Raw genomic sequence first — 20,562 nt, forward strand, 5'->3', positions numbered from 1 at the left:
CTAAATCTGGATTTCTTTCGGGCCATCCGAGATGTTGGCAATGTAGAAGTCAGCGTCGTAGCCGAACCGGTAGTTGTAGGTGTCACCAACGTTTTTGGTGAAGCTTGCGACTTGGTCGGATGGAACAATCGCAATCGCACACCCACCGAAGCCAGCACCGATCATTCGTGATCCAACGGCACCGTTCTTCCAGGCTTCATGAACTAGCGTATCCAGGTTTGGACCAGTGACTTCGTAATCGTATTCAAGTGAAATGTGAGAGGCGTTCACCAGTCGACCAAATTCAGCAATAGCGTTGTTGCGTAAAGCCTTCACGGCTCTTAAGGTTCGTTGATTTTCGGAAACCGCATGACGGGATCGTTTCAACAACGTTGCGTCATTAATGGTGTAGGTGTACTCGTCGAATTCATCATTTGACATGGCGCCAAACGATGAAAAATCGGCCACCTTGTTGACGAGTTTTAAGGCGTCCTCACACTGTTGGCGGCGCTCGTTGTACTTGGAATCTTTGAGGCCCCGTTTCTTGTTGGTATTCATGATGACGATTTTGTCGTTGCCAAGTTTAATCGGGACGAACTCGCTTTTCATCGTGTTGGTGTCGAGCAGAATGGCCGTGTCTTTTTTGCCCATCTCAACGGCGTACTGGTCCATGATGCCGGAATTCACACCGATATCGTTGTTTTCCACATGTTGTCCGAGTTTGGCTAGTTCTGGTCCCGAGAAGACATCGTTAAACTGGTCGTTTAAAATCTTGCCAAACAACATCTCAATGGAAGCAGATGATGATAGTCCTGACTCATCCGGTAAAGTGCCATAAATTAGAATGTTGAAACCATGATCCAGCTTGTGACCCTTGTCGGCAAACGCCTTGAACATGCCCTTGGGGTAGTTAATCCAGCCATCATCGTGGTTAATTGTTAGGTCATCGATTTGAAACGAGTTGACTCCCGTATCTGGGAAGTTCTCTGAATAGATGTTGACCTTTTTATCGTTAGTCGGGGTAACCACGGCGTACGTTCCGAGGCTAATGGCACACGGAAAGACGTGACCACCGTTGTAATCGGTGTGTTCCCCGATCAGGTTGATTCGGCCAGGCGCGAAATACGCCTTGGTCGGTTCCTGTTGATACAAGTTTTGAAATTTATCCTTTAAATTACTAATGATTTTGTTAGTTGAAGTTATTTTCTCGGTCATTTAAAACATCTCCTTAGAAATCATTTTATTTGTAGTGATTTCTATTTTGAGAGTAAGCGTTTTCATATGGTAAGTCAAGATTTTTATTCTGTAAAATAATTGTTTGACTTAATTGTGATAGAAGGGTGAACAGGTGGAATTTGTAGATAATTGCGAATTATAATTTGTTTGTTAATAAAGATAGAAAAACAACAACAATGTGAAAGAATTTACATTATTGTTGTTTTAAAGAAATTAATGTGGTATTCTTATCATATTAAAAGTTATATTAGTTTGCTGTTTGTGAGATCAGAGAATTGACGGTTGGTGTGAGTCATGCAGGACAGTTAAATGAATTACTTAAATTAAATAATAAATGTAAGCAATACTAGTCAATTCTTACATTAATGAGTGTGGATATATTTATTATCCAAATTTGGGTGGTACCGCGCAAATTGCGTCCCTGTAGTTTTTCTACAGGGACGTTTTTTATTTAGTATTAAGTAAACTTTTAATATAAAACATTAAGTTATTTCTTTCAAAGGGGGTTATTGTAATGAACATTATTGATGAATTAAAGTGGCGAGGGGCGATCAATCAAGAAACAGATGAGAAAGCTCTTGAAGATTTAACAGAAAATAATAAGATTTCATTATACTGTGGGGTTGACCCTACTGGAGACAGCATGCATATCGGACATCTAATACCATTTATGATGATGGAAAGATTTTCGCGTGCAGGTCATCATCCATACATTTTGATTGGTGGAGCAACTGGTTCCATTGGAGATCCAAGTGGTCGTAAAACAGAACGTCCTCTTCAAACAATGGATAAAGTGCAACATAATGTTGATTCTTTAACTAAACAAATGAAAAAATTATTTGGTAAAGATTCAAATATAACTTTTGTAAATAATTATGATTGGTTATCAAAAATTTCTCTTTTAGATTTTCTTAGAGATTATGGAAAATTAGTTAATATTAATTCAATGCTTGCTAAAGACATAGTTGCTAGTCGTCTAGATCAAGGAATTTCATTTACTGAATTTACTTATCAAATACTACAGTCTGTTGATTTTTTGACATTACACAATAAATATAATATTCAATTAGAAATCGGTGGTGCCGATCAATGGGGTAATATAACAGCTGGAATTGATTTAATACACAAAATCGATGGTCCTGAAACTAAAGTTTATGGACTGACTATCCCACTGATGTTAAAGGCAGATGGAACTAAATTTGGTAAAACTGCTGGTGGTGCGATCTGGTTAGATCCAAACAAAACCTCACCATTTGAATTCTATCAATTTTGGCTTAATCAAGACGATAGAGATGTCATAAAGTACCTTAAGTACTTCACATTTTTGAATAAGGACCAAATAGATGAACTAGCTGAGAAAGTTAAAAAAGAACCACAAAAACGGGAAGCACAAAAGGTATTAGCAGAAGAAGTAACTAATTTTGTTCATGGTGAAAAAGCAACCAAACAAGCTGAAGATATAAGTAATATATTATTTAACGGTGATGTAGAGAAATTATCTGTTGAGGAAGTTAGTCAGGCATTTAACAATGTTCCTACTTCAGAGATTGAAAATAATCCTGTAAATATTATTGATTTACTTGTTGAAACTGGGGTTGATAAATCCAAACGACAAGCTAGAGAAGATGTAAATAATGGTGCCATCACGATTAACGGTAAAAAGGTAGTTTCAGTCGATGATCAAATTGATCCTAATGATAATTTTGAAGGAAAATTTGTTATTATTCGTCGAGGGAAGAAACATTACTTCTTAGCAAAAGTAAAATAACTAATAGTCATTGACTGCTTAGTCAATGACTATTTTTATGCACTTTTATATTCATAATTAATTGAATTTATTTGTTATTTTAAATGTAAGCGCTTTACATTATAAAAGAACTAGCTATACTAAAACTGTGATCACAATATATTCGTTAAAAAGTAATAAATGAATTAATAGGAGGATCGTTATGGATAATTCTAAATCTGCTGACAAGCCTAAGAAGAATACACTTCCTAAGTTGAGTTTGTATACGATTTTTGCGATGACATTTGGCTTTTTTGGGGTCAATATGGCATTCTCGCTTCAAAGTTCACAAATGGGACGAATCTTTCAGACTATTGGTGCGGATCCAACAAAGTTAGGTTTCTTCTTCCTTTTACCACCTTTGGCTGGAATGATTGTGCAACCATTGATTGGTAAGTATTCAGATATAACCTGGAATCGGTTTGGTAGACGAATGCCATATTTATTAGTAGGAGCTCCAATTGCAGCGATTGTACTGATATTGTTACCTAATGCTGGTTCATTTGGGTTTGGTTATGGATCGCTTGCAGCTCTTCTATTTGGTGCAATTACGATTGCCATGATGGACGTTTCATCAAATGCATGTATGCAGCCATTTAAGATGATCGTTGGTGATATGGTTAATGAAGACCAAAAGGATTTAGCATGGTCATGGCAGCAGTCCTTCTCAAACTTAGGTGGAGTGTTTGCAACTTTACTTCCATTCGTCTTAACGGCGCTTGGAATTTCAAACGTAGCACCTAAAGGTGTGGTTCCATTATCAGTTAAGATTGCATTTTATACTGCTGCAGCTGTCTTACTAATCACGGCTTTATATACCGTTATGTCAGTTCATGAATACAGTCCAACTGTCTACGCCAAGTATCATGGCATTGATGTTAATGCCCAAAAAACGAAGAGTAGTTTAATTAAATTATTAAAGACGGCGCCTCGTCCATTCTGGGAAGTCTCGTTTGTCCAATTCTTTAGTTGGTTTGCTTTTCAATACTTATGGACTTATGGAACTGGTTCAATTGCTAAGACTATCTGGCATGTTACTGATCCATCGTCAGCCGCATATCAAGCAGCCGGGAACTGGTTTGGAATTCTGTCAGGAGTTGAAGCATTAGCCGCCGCTATCTTTGGATTCTTAGTATTGTCACGGACGAAACCCAACTCACGTAAAATGTGGTATCGGATTGGACTGTTTGCTGGTGGGGTTGGCTTTGTTTGGTTGGCATTTATCCATTCTCAAGCTCTTTCAGTTGTTGCTTTTGTTTTAATTGGAATTGCCTTTCTTGCCATGCAGTCTGAATCACTGTCAATCGTGACTGAGGCTTTGAACGGTGAGGATGAGGGTGCCTACTTAGGCCTCTTTAATATCAGTATTTGCATGCCTCAGATCATTGCTTCACTAGTTAGTTTCGCCATTTTCCCGCTTATTGGAAAATCAATGCCTGGCATGATTTTGGTTGCTGGAATTATGATGTTATTAGGAGTGATAGCCGTTAGTGCTATTCACGTTAAACCCATTGAAAGTAAAAAATAATTTTAAATTTTAGTTGAGGAGTTAGTTATGAAAAATAAACAATGGTGGAAAAATGCAGTCGTTTATCAAGTCTATCCCCAAAGCTTTCAGGACAGTAATGGAGACGGAGTTGGAGATTTAGACGGGATTAGAGAACGGCTTCCGTACATTAAAAAATTAGGCGCCAACGTGATTTGGTTGAACCCAATTTACGTCTCACCCGAAGTTGACAACGGTTATGACATTGCTGATTATCGGAAAATCAATCCTAAATACGGTGATATGGAATCGTTTAATAAGTTACTTGATGCTGCCCATGACTTAGACATTAAGATCGTGATGGATTTGGTGGTTAACCATACTTCGACCGATAATGAATGGTTTAAGGAAAGTGAAAAGTCTAAAGATAATCCATACCGTGATTATTATTTCTGGCGTGATCCAGTTGATAGTCATGAACCTAACGATTGGGGCTCCTTCTTTACGGGTTCGGCTTGGAAATACGATCCTAAAACTGGCCAGTACTACCTGCACTTCTTTGCCGATGAACAAGCGGATTTGAATTGGGATAATCCCAAGGTTAGAGGCGAGGTCAAGAACATCATGCGTTTTTGGCTTGATAAAGGAGTCGATGGCTTCCGAATGGACGTTATCAACATGATTTCTAAACCAAAGGGCTTACCAGATGCACCCAAACTTGAAAATGCTAAATATGCTGAACCGGCCAAAGACGTGTTAAATGGACCTAACCTGAATCAATACTTAAAAGAATTAAATCGCGACGTGCTCTCTCATTATGACGTGATGACTGTTGGTGAAATGCCTTCATCAACGCCTGATGAAGCGTTGGAATACACTGGTTTTAATTCTCATGAATTAAACATGGTCTTTCAATTCGATCACGTTGGGCTATCACCTAATCCAGATAAACGCCTGGACAAATGGAACGATCAACCCGTTAAACTAACTGAGTTGAAGCAAGTCTTTAATAACTGGGAAACCAAGCTAAACGGTAAGGGTTGGAATAGTCTTTACTGGAGTAACCATGACCAACCTCGTGCTGTTAGTCGGTTTGCGACCGATGATCCCAAGTATCGGATCTTGGCTGCCAAAATGCTTGGTACCACGCTTCATATGATGCAAGGAACTCCTTATATTTTTGAAGGTGAAGAACTCGGGATGACGAACGCTCACAAAGAAGATTTGAGTCAGTATGAAGATATTGAATCACTGAACGCTTACGATCAGTTCGTCAACAAGGATAAGTTGGTATCGCCAACGAAAATGATGAGTTACTTAGCTAACATCTCGCGTGATAATGCTAGAACACCAATGCAATGGGATACTTCTAAGAACGCTGGATTTACTACGGGGAAACCTTGGTTTGCTGTTAACGAGAATTACCATGAAATTAACGCAGCCGATGAAGTTGATGATCCAGATTCAGTCTTCACTTATTACCATGACCTAATTAAGTTACGGAAGGATAATCCAATTATTATCGAAGGAGACTTTGAATTGTTGGATCCTGACGACGACCAGGTTTTTGCGTACAAGCGACACTACAATGGACAGACATTACTCGTTGAAAGTAACTTTACTGGTCAAAAATTGAGTCGTAATTATGAGGTTCCAGTTGGCGTTAAGGAACTGATTGGAAACTACAATGATGACATTGAAGGTCAGTTACGTCCTTACGAAACAAAAGTTTATTTAAGTAAATAAAAACCGGGCTCATCAAACCATACCTTGATGGGCCTGTTTTTAACGGAAGTTTAGTTGAGAGGTGGAAATTATGAAAAACAAGCAATGGTGGAAAAATGCAGTGGTATATCAGGTTTATCCACAGAGCTTTCAGGATAGTAATGGTGATGGAGTCGGTGATTTAAATGGTATTAGAGAACGGTTGCCGTACATTAAAAAATTAGGTGCCAACGTGATTTGGTTGAATCCAATCTATGAATCACCAGAAGAAGATAATGGTTATGATATCGCCGATTATCGCAAAATTAATCCGAAGTACGGCGACATGGAGTCATTTCAAAAATTGTTAGACCGGGCGCATGAGTTGGGAATTAAAATTGTGATGGATTTAGTTGTTAATCACACGTCTGATCAAAACAAGTGGTTTCAAGAAAGTCGGAAATCAAAAGACAATCCGTATCGTGATTATTACTACTGGAAGGACCCTGTCGATGGCCACGAACCGAATAATTGGGGTTCGTTCTTTAGTGGGCCAGCGTGGAAATACGATGAAACCACTGGTCAATACTATTTGCACCTTTTCGCGGACGGTCAACCCGATTTGAACTGGGAGAATCCAAAAGTCAGAGAAGAAGTTAAGAGTTTGATGAAATTTTGGTTAGATAAGGGGGTTGACGGCTTCCGGATGGACGCCATTAACCTGATTTCAAAACCAGTGGGATTGCCTGATGTAGATAAGGCTAAAAACGCCATGTATGGTGCACCAGGCCAAGATGTCTTTAATGGTCCGAAGCTGAATCAATACTTAAGAGAATTAAATCAAGATGTTCTCTCTCATTATGACGTGATGACTGTCGGCGAAATGTCGAGCATTAACCCCAAACAAGCCATTGAATACACTGGATTTGATGCTCATGAATTGAATATGGTATTTCAGTTTGATCATGTTACTTTATCATCTAATTCAGATAAACGTTTAGGAAAGTGGAACGATCAACCAGTGAAGTTAACTGAATTAAAACAAGTCTTTAATAACTGGCAAACGAAGCTAAATGGTAAGGGTTGGAATTCACTTTACTGGAGTAATCATGACCAACCTCGTGCCGTGAGTCGATTTGCGACGGATGATCCCAAGTATCGTGTTTTGGCTGCTAAAATGCTTGGCACCACGCTTCATATGATGCAAGGAACGCCGTACATCTTTGAGGGTGAAGAACTCGGAATGACGAATGCCCATAAAGAGGACTTGAGTCAGTATGAAGACATTGAAACAATTAATGCCTACGACCAATTTGTCAAAAAAGAAAAGATTGTTTCGCCAACAAAAATGATGAAATATCTTGCCAATATGTCTCGTGATAATGCCAGAACACCGATGCAGTGGGATGATTCAAAAAACGCTGGCTTTACCACTGGTACACCGTGGTTTGCGGTAAACAAGAACTATAAAGAAATTAACGCGAAAGATGAGGTTGATGATCTAAAATCGGTCTTTGCTTACTACCAGAAGTTAATTGAATTACGTAAGAATAATCCAATCATTATTGAAGGGGACTTTGAACTATTGGACCCAGACGATGAGGAAGTCTTTGCGTATAAGCGTCACTATCAAGACGAAACTTTATTAGTTATCAGTAATTTCACTGACCACGAGGTGGAACGTGATTATGAGGTACCTGATGGGGCTGAAGAGTTAATTGGAAATTACGCTGATGATGTTAGTAAGAAGTTGAGGGCGTATGAGAGTAAAGTGTATAGAATGAAATAATAAAAATATATTAAATGAATTTTGAGAAAAAAGGAGGCCCAATACCGATTGAATATCGGTATTGGGCCTCCTTTTATGAATCCATGAAAACATAAATTTTACATAATATATTAATTGTTTAGGGAATTTTATCATCAATAATTATATTAAATTACTTGATTACTCAATTTAGAATGGATAAATCTTACTGAGAGTGCAGCAATTATCAGTGAAACGCCGCCTACCAAGAACATTGCTGGCATTGAGTGTCCGACCATTGGAAAGATAAAGAAACTGCAAAGTGATGCGGCAATTTGTGGTAAACAGATTGCGCAATTGAATAATCCAAGGTATGCTCCTTCATTTTCACCGTTTAACGCTTCAGTTAATAATGAAAATGGTTGCGTATTCATCGTAATGTAAGTAATTCCAATCAAACAGAATGGTAATATTAGGAGTAACTTACTGTGGATAAAGAAAATTAGAATAAATCCAAGGGCTCCAGCAAGTAAGCCAAAGACATACCAGCCCTTTCTGTTTTTTGGCTTTGTCTTAGCTTGTACTAAGAAACCAAAGATAACTGATGCAACTGCTTGGATACAGGTAAGAACACCATACCAATTACCAGCAGCTTGATAACCTGCAGATGATGGGTTAGTGGTATGATACACGTTTAATGAAATGGCACCAGTAGCGTAAGTCCAAGAATAAAGAATGGCAAACCAGGTAAAAAATTGAACAATTGAAATCTCCCAGAATACTCGAGGAGCTTTTTTGGTTAGAGTCCAAAGACTGGGTTGCTTCTTTTGTTTAGTCAAATCAATATTATGATAAAAAGCATATTCTTCAGGATTATATTCACGAACTTTGGCAATAGTATAAAAGGAAGTTAGTAACAATACCGCTGCAGCTAAATAGTAAGCCAATTTAACTGTAATTGGAACATCCCCTCTTTTGGCAATATTAGGTAAACCGATGAATGCTAAAAAGAATGGTACCAAGCTGGCTAGAACACCACCAAGGTTAGAGAATGCTTGTTGCCATGACCAGGCCATATCTTTTTGATCTTCATTAACCATATCACCAATGATCATCTTGAATGGTTGCATACATACATTAGATGATAGATCCATGAATAGAGTAGCAATGGCTGCAAACCAAAGAGCAGCAGATGAACCATATCCAAAACCGAATGAACCAGCATTGGGAAGCAATACTAAGACAATGGCTGCAACTGGCGCACCAATAAGTAAGTAAGGCATCCTTCTGCCAAAACGGTTCCAAGTCCGATCTGAATATTTACCAATTAAAGGTTGGATAATCATTCCTGCCAATGGTGGAAGGATGAAGAAAAATCCTAAGTTGTTTGGGTTAGCACCAATGGTCTGAAAAATCCGGCCCATTTGTGACTGCTGCAATGAAAATGCCATGTTAACACCAAAAAATCCGAATGTCATTGCAAATATCATACTTACTTTTAAACTTGGTAGATGTGATGCAAAACTTTTTGGTTCAGTTTTATCATTAGAATTACTGTTTTTTGCTTTTGTGTCCATGAGATTTCCTCCTTTATTTATGAATGTTTTTTAGAAATTGATCAATAAACAATTTTTAGAAAACAATTACATAAATAACAATGTAGCTATCATTTTATATTTTTAATAATGTGATTTCATTTCAATCAGAATAAATATTCCAACATAGATATTTATAGTCCTTCAAATATTTTTTTGCAAGCGGTTACATCAAATGTAAATTTCAATGTTAGTTGAAAAATAGATGAGAGTAAGAACACAAAATTTAAAAATTAATTAAAACAATGGTATTTATGAAAAGTATATTTTGATTAAATATAAAAAAGATTTGTTTAACTAAAAAACTCCCAAGAGGTTAGTTATAACTAATTCTTTGGGAGTCATCATTTATTTAATGATTAATGAATATCTTAGGACTTCTTAATCACATGTTTTTGTCAGCTTTAGATTTCCAAGCTGGATTTTTATATTTATCAATAATAAGCGGAATAACAAACAATACAGCAGTGATAACAATAACTAAGATTGCTGTCATTAAACTATTAGCTAAGAGAGTTGATATTATGATAACGGCAATTCCAAAGAGAAGAATAGCTGCTGTGAAGAATCCTAAGAAATTTCCTTTTTTTCCAATTCTATAAGGACGAGGTGCTTCAGGTTTTTTAATTCTCAGTACAATTAATGTGATTGCTATTAATACGTATACGATTGAATATATAATTGTGGTTGCATTTGTTAGTATTAAAAATACACCATTAACATTTTTCATTAATCCATATAAAAGAGCAAACAACGTAATCATAATTGACTGTGTTAAAACAACATTTTTTGAAACTCCAAATTTGTTTACTTTTTGGAATCCAAATTTAGGTGGCAATTCACCATCTCGAGCAACTTGTACAATTGTTTGAGATGGTCCAGTTACCCAGGCCGATAATTGAAGAATCACGCCAATAACCACCATAAAGCTAAAAATGTTAGCGATTATTGTTGGCCAGCCAAGAATTTTACACCATAAAAGAATTGGTTGAGTAATATTTGCTAATTGAATTTGTCCATTAGGAATAACATTTGCAACAAGTAATGAATTAATGATATTCATTAATACTAAACCAATTAAAGCTATAAAAATACCACGAGTATATGTTTTTTCAGGCTTCTTTAATCTTGGAATAAATACTGATGACATTTCTAATCCAACAAATACAAAGGCAATAGCAGCAAAGTACTGAAGTGAAGACACATTGCTCAGGCTGGGAAGTAGTTTACTCCATGAAAATGAACCTAGATATCCATTAGGCATAATTCCTACTTTTGTTAATGCACAAACACCCATTATTAGCATTACAACGATTGGAATATATACTCCAAGCCAGACGCCTATGGATCCCCCAACCTTAGCCATGTCGAACTTTAAATTTAGAATGGTAATAATCCAATAAAAAATTAATATATTAGCTAATATAAACCAATGATTATTTCCAAGTGCTATGAATCCAAAGGTATTTCCCCATAAAGGGCCTAGTGTTGAAGCAACCATGACCATTCCTGGGAACATTTGAACCCATAAAAGCCATGCTGTAACAAATCCCCAGCGATCTCCTAGTCCTGACTTTACCCAAAGTTGAGGACCTCCTTCAGCTTGCATCATAGTACCCAGTTCCCCCGATATTAAAGCAATAGGAAGAGCAAAGAATAATACCGCAAATAACATATATGTTATTTGCGTCCAACCACTAGCAGCAATGGAAGGAATCGAACGGACGGTTGCACATAATGCCATTGTCATACCTACAAAAGTAATTAAGCTAATCTTTTTGGCATTTTTAGCCATTGTTATTCACCAACTCTCTTATTTATGTTCTTTTTCTAATTTTTTCACAATTTTATTTTCAAATATTTTTTCTAAATCTTCTTGCATTTCTGATTTAATTTTTGGAGCAAAATATTCAAAATTTTCTTTTTTATTCATATAAGTCGTCATGACAGAAGCACGAATGATTGTAACAGTCCTTACTTTATTCCAGTCATCTTCGCTAATTCCCGTTGATTTGACGAATTTTAATGGACTGTCTCCATAATCACTCTTTGGGAAATCTGTGTGAGATACGATATATCCTTTACTATATAAATTGCCAGACACATATGATGCTTCGTCATACATATCATGGTTTAGTTTATTCATATCACTTAAACTATTGTTTCCTTTTTCCTTTAATACGTAGTCAACCATGTTAAAGTCCGGTTTCGTGAGAGGATAGACTTCAATTGTTTTATCTCCAATTTTAAATTCTAGGTTTTTCAAGAAATTATAATAACGATTGGCACCCTCGATCGAAGCTCCTACTAGTTTTCCGTATCCTTCGACGTTTAATGGTAAGGTGTGGTGAGCAGCCCATACTGATGCTGCAGTTGCCCCAGCTTTTGATCCCTCAAGAATATATGCACCTAATAATGCGGGAATATGTGCTCCTTTTTCAAATACATAAGTTGCAAAATATGAAATTGTATCTCGCATTCTAATATCTTTTATTGTAATTCCACCAGCTGCATATGGAACATATCCCATTTTGTGTGGATCGATTGTTACTGAATCGGCATCTTCAATTGCTTTGTACGCGTTGTAAACTTCTTCTTTAAAGAATTGTTTATCTTCAGTAAAATCGTTATTATCATATTGAACTTTGCTTAATTCATTATAAGGAATAAATTCATTATCCTTATTTAAGAACATCGCTCTCCCATATCCACCATATGCTGCATCAACATGGAAATAAAAATTTACACCTTGTTTAGCAAACTTTTTACGGAGATCTACGATTTTGTCTACGGGATCCACTGCCCCTTCTTCAGTAGATGCTACTACAGCAACCACACCCAAAATAGGAGTCTTATCTTTCACTAATTTATTTATGATTTTTTCTAGTTCATTAGTATCCATTCTGTAATTACTATCAACGGGAACAGAGACAACGTTATCAAGACCTACCCCAATAATGTCGGCTGCCTTTAGCCAAGAGTAATGCTTTGTTTGTGGAACTAATAATTTACCAAGTTTTTGAATGTTTTTACCACTGCGTGCTGAATGAGCTTTAAGTGCATCAATTTTATCAGGATTATTTTCGAGAATATCCATAATTTCCTTGGTTGACATATTAAGGAGTTCCCAATCAGTTTTTCCTTTAACTTGTTCAGGGATTATTTCTTTCATTGCTAGAGGTAGGGACTTAATGTTTCTTGCGTACCATAATCCCTCTAGATTTGCCAAGGAGCCATCAGCCGCGATATGTCCCCAGCCATGTGTATATCCCATTAATTTGGCAAAATCATTACCAACTTCTTCTTCCATTTGAGAAGTTGCAGGAGAAGATTCATAAGCAACATTATTTCCATTCCATAACATTGCAAGATCATAAGCAAGAATTGCTGGCATAAGGGTTTCAGAATTCATGTGGCCCCAATATCTTCCGGCTGATTGCCAAGGGACTGATTGGGAACGGAGTTTTCGTGAAACAACATCCATTACACTTCTTAAATGATTTACTGTTCCTTGAAATTCTGAGGATGATTGATCTTCAGGAGTAATCATATGTTTATCTGCGGGCATATAGTTTCTACGCCATCCAAGATGTTCGTCTACAAATTTATTTAGAAGATCTTTGTAGAGTTGTCCATTCTCAGATTTGTCACCGATAAATAAAGCGTTCAAATCCAAATTTTTATAATTATATTCGTCATCACTACTTGTATTCATAAAAAACGCCTCCATAAAAAACATTAATATTGTAATTGCATGTTACGCTGATTATATTAAACCTTTGTTCAACATAACACAATTTTTAAACATATCAGTAAAAATGTTTTTTGATAAAATTTAGTGAAAGTGGCATTTGTGTGACTATGTACTAATATGTCAACGATTATATGCATAATGTTTATTTATTAAATGATAATAATTGGATACAAGTGTATTTTATACATGTATAATCATGCACAATGTTTAGATAATAATATTTAATAAATATATCATTCTTAATAATATTAAATATTATTTTAATAAAAAATGAATTCGTTTCGTATTCTATGATATGATTAGGTTACGTAATACGAAACAGGGAGAATGGTATGAAAAATAATTTAAATGACATTTTGAAAGAACATAATCTTACTTTTAAGCAAATTTCCAAAATGATTAATGTTCCTTATACAACTTTAATTAGTCAAATAGATAGACCTTATGATTCTGTAATAAGAAATTATAAAGATACATTAATTAAGATTTCTGAGAGCCTTAATATGTCGTATGATAATTTTGAAAAATATTTGATTCACCCTAGTCCAAGCCCTTTCATAAAATGGGTAGGTGGAAAAAGACAACTTTTATCTAAGTTAAAATATTATTGTCCAGATAATTTTAAAGATTACTATGAGCCCTTTGTTGGGGGTGGAGCACTTTTGTTATCTTTAACTCCAAATAGGGCGTATATAAACGACTTTAATGAGGAATTAATTAATACTTGGAAGGTAGTTAAAAATAATATTATCGAGTTAAAAGCTCTTCTGGATATTTATCAAGAGCAAGATAATAAGGAATTTTATTATAAATTAAGATCGGTAGATAGAAATGGCAAGATTACTTCTATGTCAGATACGGAAAGAGCAGCAAGATTTATATATTTAAATAAAGCTGGATATAATGGTCTTTGGCGGGTTAATCAAAAAGGGCAAAACAATGTTCCCTTTGGAAATCATAAAACGTTAAATTTATTACCGGATACACTTAATTCAACTAGCGATTATCTAAAAAAACATGTAAAAATAACAAGTGGTGATTATAAAGCTGCTGTTGCAAATGCAAATGCAAATGATTTTATTTATTTTGATCCTCCTTACATTCCAATTAATCAAATCTCTAATTTTACAAGTTACACGAAAGATGGCTTTGGTTTAATCCAGCAGGAAGAGTTAGCTAATCTTGCAAAACAATTGTCTAAAAGAGGAGTTAAAGTAATGCTTTCTAATTCTGACACAGAATTAACTAGGGATTTGTATAAAGACTTTAAGATAAACAGTGTAAAAGCTAAAAGATCTATTAATAGTAATGGTAAGAAGAGAGGGGTTGTTGGAGAAGTCGTAATAACGAATTATTAATAATCTTTATAAAAATAACCATTTCCTTTATAATTGTTTTATAAAGGGAGTGGTTATTTTTGAAGGAAAACGGTGTAGGAGGATCACATACTAATGCTTCGGGATTAAAATTTGAAAATAGTACAGATTTGGTATCAAGAATTAATCGTGATTTATCTAATAAGTATATTTTAAAGCTACATAAATATGATGATAAAGACAAAATAGTAAATACTAAAACACTTTCTTATGATCTTTATAGAAAATCTAATGATAAACATGAAGAAAAGTATGTTGGAATTTTAACTAAACAATATGCTTTTTATAACGCTCTTCATGAAATATATGGTTTAGATAACACAAATAATAAACGATGGAAACCAGACGAAGTATTTTTTAATGAAGAAGTAAATACTATATTTATCGTCGAAAAGAAGTGGCAGCAAACACCAGGATCTGTGGATGAAAAAATGTTTGGCTTTGTTAATAAAAGGAAATTATATCAAGATATTTTAAATCACTTAAATGGAGAGCCTAAACCTACTGTACAATTTGCTGCTTTGTTTAATAAGGATTGGTTTATTAATGGAATTGGAAAAGATAAGAATGGCAATGTAACTAAGCGAACAAATTCAAGAGTTGAATACGAAGATTATTTTAATAATTTACGTGATGATGCTATAAAAATATTTTTTGATGATTATGAATATTGGTGGTTTGGATTATAATTATTCGTAATGAGACTTGCCTATCATAATCATGTTATTATTTTATGAATTAATAAAGACCCATTTCATATCAATGGAATGGGTCTTTATTCTATAACTATTTAATTTTAGGTAATCTTGTCCTTGGTTGAAGACTAATGATTTTAAAATTTTCATCTTTGTTCATAATCTCAAATTCTAGAGTAATATTGTCTCTAAAGTGAGTTACATTGTACACCACAGGATTTGGTATAGCATTATCATAGTTGGATATTAACGACTTCTCTTTATTATCTTTTAATTTATTAATTTCTTCCATGAAGTTGATAGCAAACCTAAGAAGCACCTCTGGATTTTTTGTTATTTCTCTAAAATTATTGATAGTGTTTTTATCATTAAGCGCATAATTACTTTTAAATTGTTCATTTATAAATTTAAATTTATTTTCATTACTTATGTTAATGTGTTCGATTGAATAAAGTTTATAATTAAGTCCCCAGTTAATATGAATATCATAATATTTTGGAGAATAATTATTTTTATCATACTTTTGATTATGTTTTTCAAGAAATGGGTCAAACTGAATGATGCCCATTGCCGGTGAATATACTACTAAAGCATAACTTGATAACTCAAATTGCTTTTCATTACTGTTTTCCGAATTAACTTCATTTCTATCACTCTGGGTTTGAAGTATTAAATCGATAACGTATTGAATATTTCTTAAATCATTAAGTTTCATTTTATTATCTCCTTTATTAATAAATAATTATTAAATTATGAACGTATAATTGTTGATTAAATTTATTTCAACAATTTTTTCCAATTACCCCCTCATTTATAATATACAATTAGTGAAGTAAAAAATTTATTGAAAGAAGATATTAGAAAATCAATATATACTCTTCATAAATTGTTAAAACATTTCTATAATTTTATAATTATAGAACCTTGATTCGTTGTATTGGCGGCAATGTTGATATTCCTTAATAAGGAATAATGGTTGTTTTTACATAATTCTTTCATTAATACACTGTTGGTTTGTTTTACGAGTGTAGAATCATTTATGCTATCAAAGATGATGAAATCAGATTAACTATAAACTAATTTTTGAAATATTAACTAATACGTCAGTAACTTTCTTCATTGATTCTAATACTGCAAATTCGTACCTACCATGTGCGTTTTCACTTCCATTAGTTAAGTTAGGAGTAGGCAAACCCTTGAAAGTGATTTTAGATCCGTCTGTTCCACCACGAAACGGAATAATCTTCGGTTTAAGACCGGCATCTTTGGTTGCTTTTTCGGCTCTTTTAACGATTTTTGGATCAATTAGTTTCTTCATATTGTAGTACTGGTCGTGAAAGGTGATTTGTACTCGATTTTTTCCGTATTTGTTATCTAATTGATTGACGATTTTTTTTAGATGATTTTTCTTATTCTCAAAGGCAATTTTATCGAAATCTCTAATAATGTAGTTGATATGTGCGACATCAGGAGTAGCTTTAAAGTCGGTTGCAAAATAGAATCCTTGTCTTCCGTCAGTAACATCAGGGCGTTGTGATAAAGGAATTTGATTGTCAAATTCGATTGCTAATTGGATTGCACTTACCATTTTTCCTTTGGCATGAGAGGGATGGACACTAGTGCCATTAATTGTGATATTAGCTTCTGCCGCGTTGAAAGTTTCATCATTAATTTCACCAGCAGCTCCTGTATCAAGAGTATAAGCAATGTTGGTCCCAAAATCCGTTGGATTGAAATGATCGGCGCCTTTACCAATTTCTTCGTCTGGTCCAAATCCAACTAAAATGTCACCATGTTTAGTTTCTGGGTTCTTTTGAAGGTAATCAATCATGCTCATAATTTCTGCAATGCCAGCTTTATCGTCGGCACCTAACAACGTTGAACCATCAGTAGTAATGATGGTATCGCCAATGTAATTTTTTAGGTTCGGAAATTCGTCTGGGTTTAGTTGATATTTTGAGTTAAGCTGAATGTTTTTACCTTGATAATTTTTTTGTATGCGCGGATGAATATTTTCGCCATTGAAGTCAGCTGTGTCAACGTGAGCAATGAAGCCGATTTTTGGAACAGCTTTGGTAGTATTTCTAGGTAGAGTAGCAAATAAGTAACTTCCATCACTAAAATGAACGTTGGTTAGCTTTTTGTTATTTAGTTGTTTTGCGAGTTTTTTAAGGAACTCTGTTTGGCCAATGGTAGTGGGAATGCTATTTTTAGAAGAATCAGATCTCGTATTAATTTTTACATAATTGAGAAAATCATTTAATAATTCTGGATATTTTTGCATTTCCTAAACCTCCGTTATTTTAAATTAATGTCCCATGCTGGAATTTCAACTTTTCCGTATAGTTTGTTTAATAATTTTTTAGTTTTTTGGGTTTGATAAGCTTTTACATATTCTTTATAGTACTTGTTATTTCGTTGATCTTTATTTGCTGCAATGATGTTAATCCATTTGGCAGAAATTTTGTTGATTGGTTCAACGTAGATGGCCTTATTTGGATCTAATCCAGCACTTTGAGCAAAATTACCAAGGACATATGAGGCAGCTACATCAGGTAATGTTCTTGGTGCCTGATTGGCATCGATTTCTTCAATTTTTAATTTTTTGGGATTACTCTTGATATCTTTTACATTGACCAGACTCTTATTTGGATCGAGTTTGATTAGACCAGCACTTTGGAGAATGTAGAGACCACGAGATTCGTTAGTTGCATCATTTGGAATCGTGATGGTTGATCCTGGTTTGATGTCTTTGAGATTTTTTAAATGGTCAGAATAAATCCGACCTTGTCCAATAAAAGTTTTTCCAATTGGAACGATATTACCGTGATTGCCTTTATTCCAAGCATTAAGGAAAGCACTGTGTTGAAATGAATTAAGATCAACTTCATGTTCAGCTAATGCACGGTTAGGTTGCGAGTAATCAGTGAACTTCTTATAAACGACATGTAAGCCATATTTTTCTTTTGCTGTTTTAGCAACTGATTGATAAATCTGGTCATCCTTTTTGGATCCATTCATGATGCCGACTGTAATGGTTTTCTTTTTGTTAGTAGCACTTGTGTTATGAAAAAAACTAAAATAAGCTGCCAACACCACTAAAACAACGATAATTCCTAAAATAATGTACTTGGTTCTTCTCTTCATGATTCTACCTCCCAAAATGTGAATTAATATATTTCAATAACCAAATAAAAAAGCAACCGTCCTAATAAAAGGACGACTGCTAATCGTGTTACCACCTTAATTTGCTAGATTCTCTTGAATCTAACCTCAGTAAGTTGCACCAGGAAACCCAGTATAACTTTGTACTGATATCGGATACAGGACCGTTATTAGCTAATCAATTTCACTAATAATTTTGAATCCAGTCCATATTCCAAATCTCAATTTGATTCCTTTTCATCACCCGGGAACTCTCTATACAAATTTTCAATCTGTACTCAACTGGTAAATATTATTTGTTTAGTTATTGTTGCCAAGTACTATAATTTTAATTTGAATCATTGTCAACTATTATATTTATTTTTTTCTAATTTTTTCCAGCACTGGGAATAAAATCTAAGGAGATAATCTCACTTTTTTGGTATACACATTATTTAATTATCTCTCTTCCCATTGCTTTACCTAACTCTTCCCTTTGTCTAAGGGCTTTCTTTTGTTTTTCATCTAGTCCATCTAGATACCATGTTCCTTCAAATGGATTTCGATGTTTAGGCGTTAACTTTAATGACCCATCATTTTCTTTTTTGATGTCAAAGTCAGTGCCTTCAGGATAGCTAAATCTTTTTGGAATCGTAATTACACTTTTATTTCCAACTTTTCTAAGTTTCATTAGTAATTCCTCCTTCAAAAATTTGTATAATGACGATTTTACCTGGTACATCACCACTCAGTGCGCTATGCTTAAACTGTAATGATTATCCATTAACATTAATTACTTAACTTTAATCAGGAGGGGTCCATGAAAAAGAAAAGATATTTCATCGTTACTGGAGTATTAATACTGTTAGTGGTTGTCTTAGCTGGCGCGGGTTTTGCTGCATTACATCATGTTCACAAGAAGCAGACCAGCAAGGGCATGAGCATGGCCAGTTTTCCATCAAAGTTTCGCGGAGCTTGGTACTCGTACTCAACTAAAACCAATCGGTACAGCATCATCCGCAACACGAAAAGGACGAGTTCAGCGACTATTTATGGAGCCGACTCCAAACCAGATACATATTGTGTCACGATCCATCAAACCAAGTATAAGCCCCATTTTAAAGAAATTGGTAATCGCACTAAACTTAGTAATAGTTACATAAAAAAGACCGAAAATTGGTCGTTATTACGCAACATGAGTTACATTCCGTGGCAATCAGGTCCAAAGGGAAGGGCGGCCACCGTTAATCTGTACGGTTGGACGCAATCAACGGGTGATGGGATTTATCTTCAAGAACGACGCCAAAAGGTCGACGATTACCACGTTGATATGTTGACGTTCGTCAATAACGGGGTGAATCCAATCGTTAACATGAACGAGGGTGGCCACTTCTATCGCAGTAAGCAACTGGCGCAGAAGTTAGCTGGTCGCAGATATCATCGTGAGTTTCGGTACGTTAAAGACTACTAAATTATTTTAATAGATTACTTAAGTCTTCCCATCCGCACCCACCTGAAGTCGGACCGTGATAGTTAGAATTTCCATTATCTTGACAGCCAAACAAGTTATTCACCTGTCGGGATATCATTTCCTCCAGACTTCTTATTTTGTATGAATACTCCTCCTGTTTCTTGATAAAGGGAAAAGAGCCGTCCAGATAAATCGGAGTGACGATGTTGTTAAAGTACAGTTCCAGGCGATCGTCGCCCTTGCGAATCACATGATTGAGGTTGTGATAGGCGACCCACGACGTGTTGCGCTTGCAGTGGTCAATGGATTTTAAGCGCAGGAGTTGGATGTCATTTCGAACGTACGGGATGTTCTTGTTAATCTGACAGTGACCCGCCAGCGTTTTGATTTTATCAAGGGACAGGTGGTTCTTTTGCCACAACTCTTTCATCAGGACGTTGGTGGTTTGCTTCACGAGGGTAAAGCCTGAGACACGGTCGACGACGAGGGAATCAAATTGATTGTGAGCGTCCTTTAAATTGATGAGCAACAGGACCGAGTCCCAGTTAATGGTGTAGGTGGTCAGTTTCCGGTTCACCTGTGACGGTAA

At 35.2% G+C, this 20,562-nt stretch carries 16 protein-coding genes; 7 read left to right on the top strand and 9 right to left on the bottom strand.

Annotated features, from left to right (window positions below):
- Nucleotides 1-1,194, bottom strand: coding sequence for a galactokinase (locus AC6UDC_RS00695; protein WP_500720767.1), 1,194 nt, complete (start codon nt 1,192-1,194; stop codon nt 1-3).
- 535 nt (nt 1,195-1,729) lie between these two features.
- On the opposite strand from AC6UDC_RS00695, the gene tyrS reads away from it, so the two are divergent.
- The 4 genes from tyrS to AC6UDC_RS00715 all read left to right on the top strand — a co-directional run bounded on the left by tyrS (nt 1,730) and on the right by AC6UDC_RS00715 (nt 7,980).
- Nucleotides 1,730-2,983: a tyrosine--tRNA ligase gene (tyrS, locus tag AC6UDC_RS00700; RefSeq protein ID WP_500694161.1), complete on the top strand. Its 1,254-nt coding sequence runs from the start codon at nt 1,730-1,732 to the stop codon at nt 2,981-2,983.
- A gap of 181 nt (nt 2,984-3,164) precedes the next feature.
- Nucleotides 3,165-4,529: an SLC45 family MFS transporter gene (locus tag AC6UDC_RS00705; protein WP_500694160.1), complete on the top strand. Its 1,365-nt coding sequence runs from the start codon at nt 3,165-3,167 to the stop codon at nt 4,527-4,529.
- 27 nt (nt 4,530-4,556) lie between these two features.
- Nucleotides 4,557-6,233 (top strand): glycoside hydrolase family 13 protein, encoded by a 1,677-nt coding sequence (locus AC6UDC_RS00710; protein WP_500720769.1) that lies wholly within the window; start codon nt 4,557-4,559, stop codon nt 6,231-6,233.
- Between the two features lie 70 nt (nt 6,234-6,303).
- Nucleotides 6,304-7,980: a glycoside hydrolase family 13 protein gene (locus tag AC6UDC_RS00715; RefSeq protein WP_500720771.1), complete on the top strand. Its 1,677-nt coding sequence runs from the start codon at nt 6,304-6,306 to the stop codon at nt 7,978-7,980.
- A 146-nt stretch (nt 7,981-8,126) separates the two neighbouring features.
- Here the strand turns inward: AC6UDC_RS00715 and AC6UDC_RS00720 are convergent, their stop codons facing one another.
- The 3 genes from AC6UDC_RS00720 to tdc all read right to left on the bottom strand — a co-directional run bounded on the left by AC6UDC_RS00720 (nt 8,127) and on the right by tdc (nt 13,248).
- Nucleotides 8,127-9,515 (bottom strand): SLC45 family MFS transporter, encoded by a 1,389-nt coding sequence (locus AC6UDC_RS00720; protein ID WP_500694157.1) that lies wholly within the window; start codon nt 9,513-9,515, stop codon nt 8,127-8,129.
- 403 nt (nt 9,516-9,918) lie between these two features.
- Nucleotides 9,919-11,328, bottom strand: a complete 1,410-nt coding sequence (gene tyrP / locus AC6UDC_RS00725) for a tyrosine-tyramine antiporter (RefSeq protein WP_500694156.1) — start codon at nt 11,326-11,328, stop codon at nt 9,919-9,921.
- Between the two features lie 18 nt (nt 11,329-11,346).
- Nucleotides 11,347-13,248 carry a tyrosine decarboxylase gene (gene tdc / locus AC6UDC_RS00730; RefSeq protein WP_500694155.1) on the bottom strand — a complete coding sequence of 634 codons (1,902 nt, stop codon included), beginning with the start codon at nt 13,246-13,248 and terminating at the stop codon, nt 11,347-11,349.
- A 371-nt stretch (nt 13,249-13,619) separates the two neighbouring features.
- Here tdc and AC6UDC_RS00735 point away from each other — a divergent pair, with 371 nt between their 5' ends.
- Nucleotides 13,620-14,645 (top strand): DNA adenine methylase, encoded by a 1,026-nt coding sequence (locus tag AC6UDC_RS00735; protein WP_500694154.1) that lies wholly within the window; start codon nt 13,620-13,622, stop codon nt 14,643-14,645.
- A 59-nt stretch (nt 14,646-14,704) separates the two neighbouring features.
- Nucleotides 14,705-15,352, top strand: a complete 648-nt coding sequence (locus AC6UDC_RS00740; protein WP_500694153.1) for a PD-(D/E)XK nuclease superfamily protein — start codon at nt 14,705-14,707, stop codon at nt 15,350-15,352.
- Between the two features lie 97 nt (nt 15,353-15,449).
- On the opposite strand, the gene AC6UDC_RS00745 is transcribed toward AC6UDC_RS00740, so the two are convergent.
- The 4 genes from AC6UDC_RS00745 to mazE form a co-directional block, all read right to left on the bottom strand.
- Nucleotides 15,450-16,073, bottom strand: coding sequence for a hypothetical protein (locus tag AC6UDC_RS00745; protein WP_500694152.1), 624 nt, complete (start codon nt 16,071-16,073; stop codon nt 15,450-15,452).
- Between the two features lie 354 nt (nt 16,074-16,427).
- Nucleotides 16,428-17,642 (bottom strand): peptidase T, encoded by a 1,215-nt coding sequence (pepT, locus tag AC6UDC_RS00750; RefSeq protein ID WP_500694151.1) that lies wholly within the window; start codon nt 17,640-17,642, stop codon nt 16,428-16,430.
- Between the two features lie 14 nt (nt 17,643-17,656).
- Nucleotides 17,657-18,505: a MetQ/NlpA family ABC transporter substrate-binding protein gene (locus AC6UDC_RS00755; protein ID WP_500694150.1), complete on the bottom strand. Its 849-nt coding sequence runs from the start codon at nt 18,503-18,505 to the stop codon at nt 17,657-17,659.
- A gap of 448 nt (nt 18,506-18,953) precedes the next feature.
- Nucleotides 18,954-19,193 carry a type II toxin-antitoxin system PemI/MazE family antitoxin gene (gene mazE, locus AC6UDC_RS00760; RefSeq protein WP_500694149.1) on the bottom strand — a complete coding sequence of 80 codons (240 nt, stop codon included), beginning with the start codon at nt 19,191-19,193 and terminating at the stop codon, nt 18,954-18,956.
- Nucleotides 19,194-19,322: 129 nt separating this feature from the next.
- Here mazE and AC6UDC_RS00765 point away from each other — a divergent pair, with 129 nt between their 5' ends.
- A complete protein-coding gene (locus AC6UDC_RS00765) occupies nt 19,323-19,973 on the top strand; it encodes a hypothetical protein (RefSeq protein WP_500720773.1) in 651 nt (216 codons plus the stop codon).
- 1 nt (nt 19,974) lies between these two features.
- Here the strand turns inward: AC6UDC_RS00765 and AC6UDC_RS00770 are convergent, their stop codons facing one another.
- A complete protein-coding gene (locus tag AC6UDC_RS00770; RefSeq protein ID WP_500720775.1) occupies nt 19,975-20,502 on the bottom strand; it encodes a hypothetical protein in 528 nt (175 codons plus the stop codon).
- Between the last annotated feature and the right edge of the window lie 60 nt (nt 20,503-20,562).

It is taken from the genome of Fructilactobacillus sp. X7R7C1 (assembly GCF_059901065.1).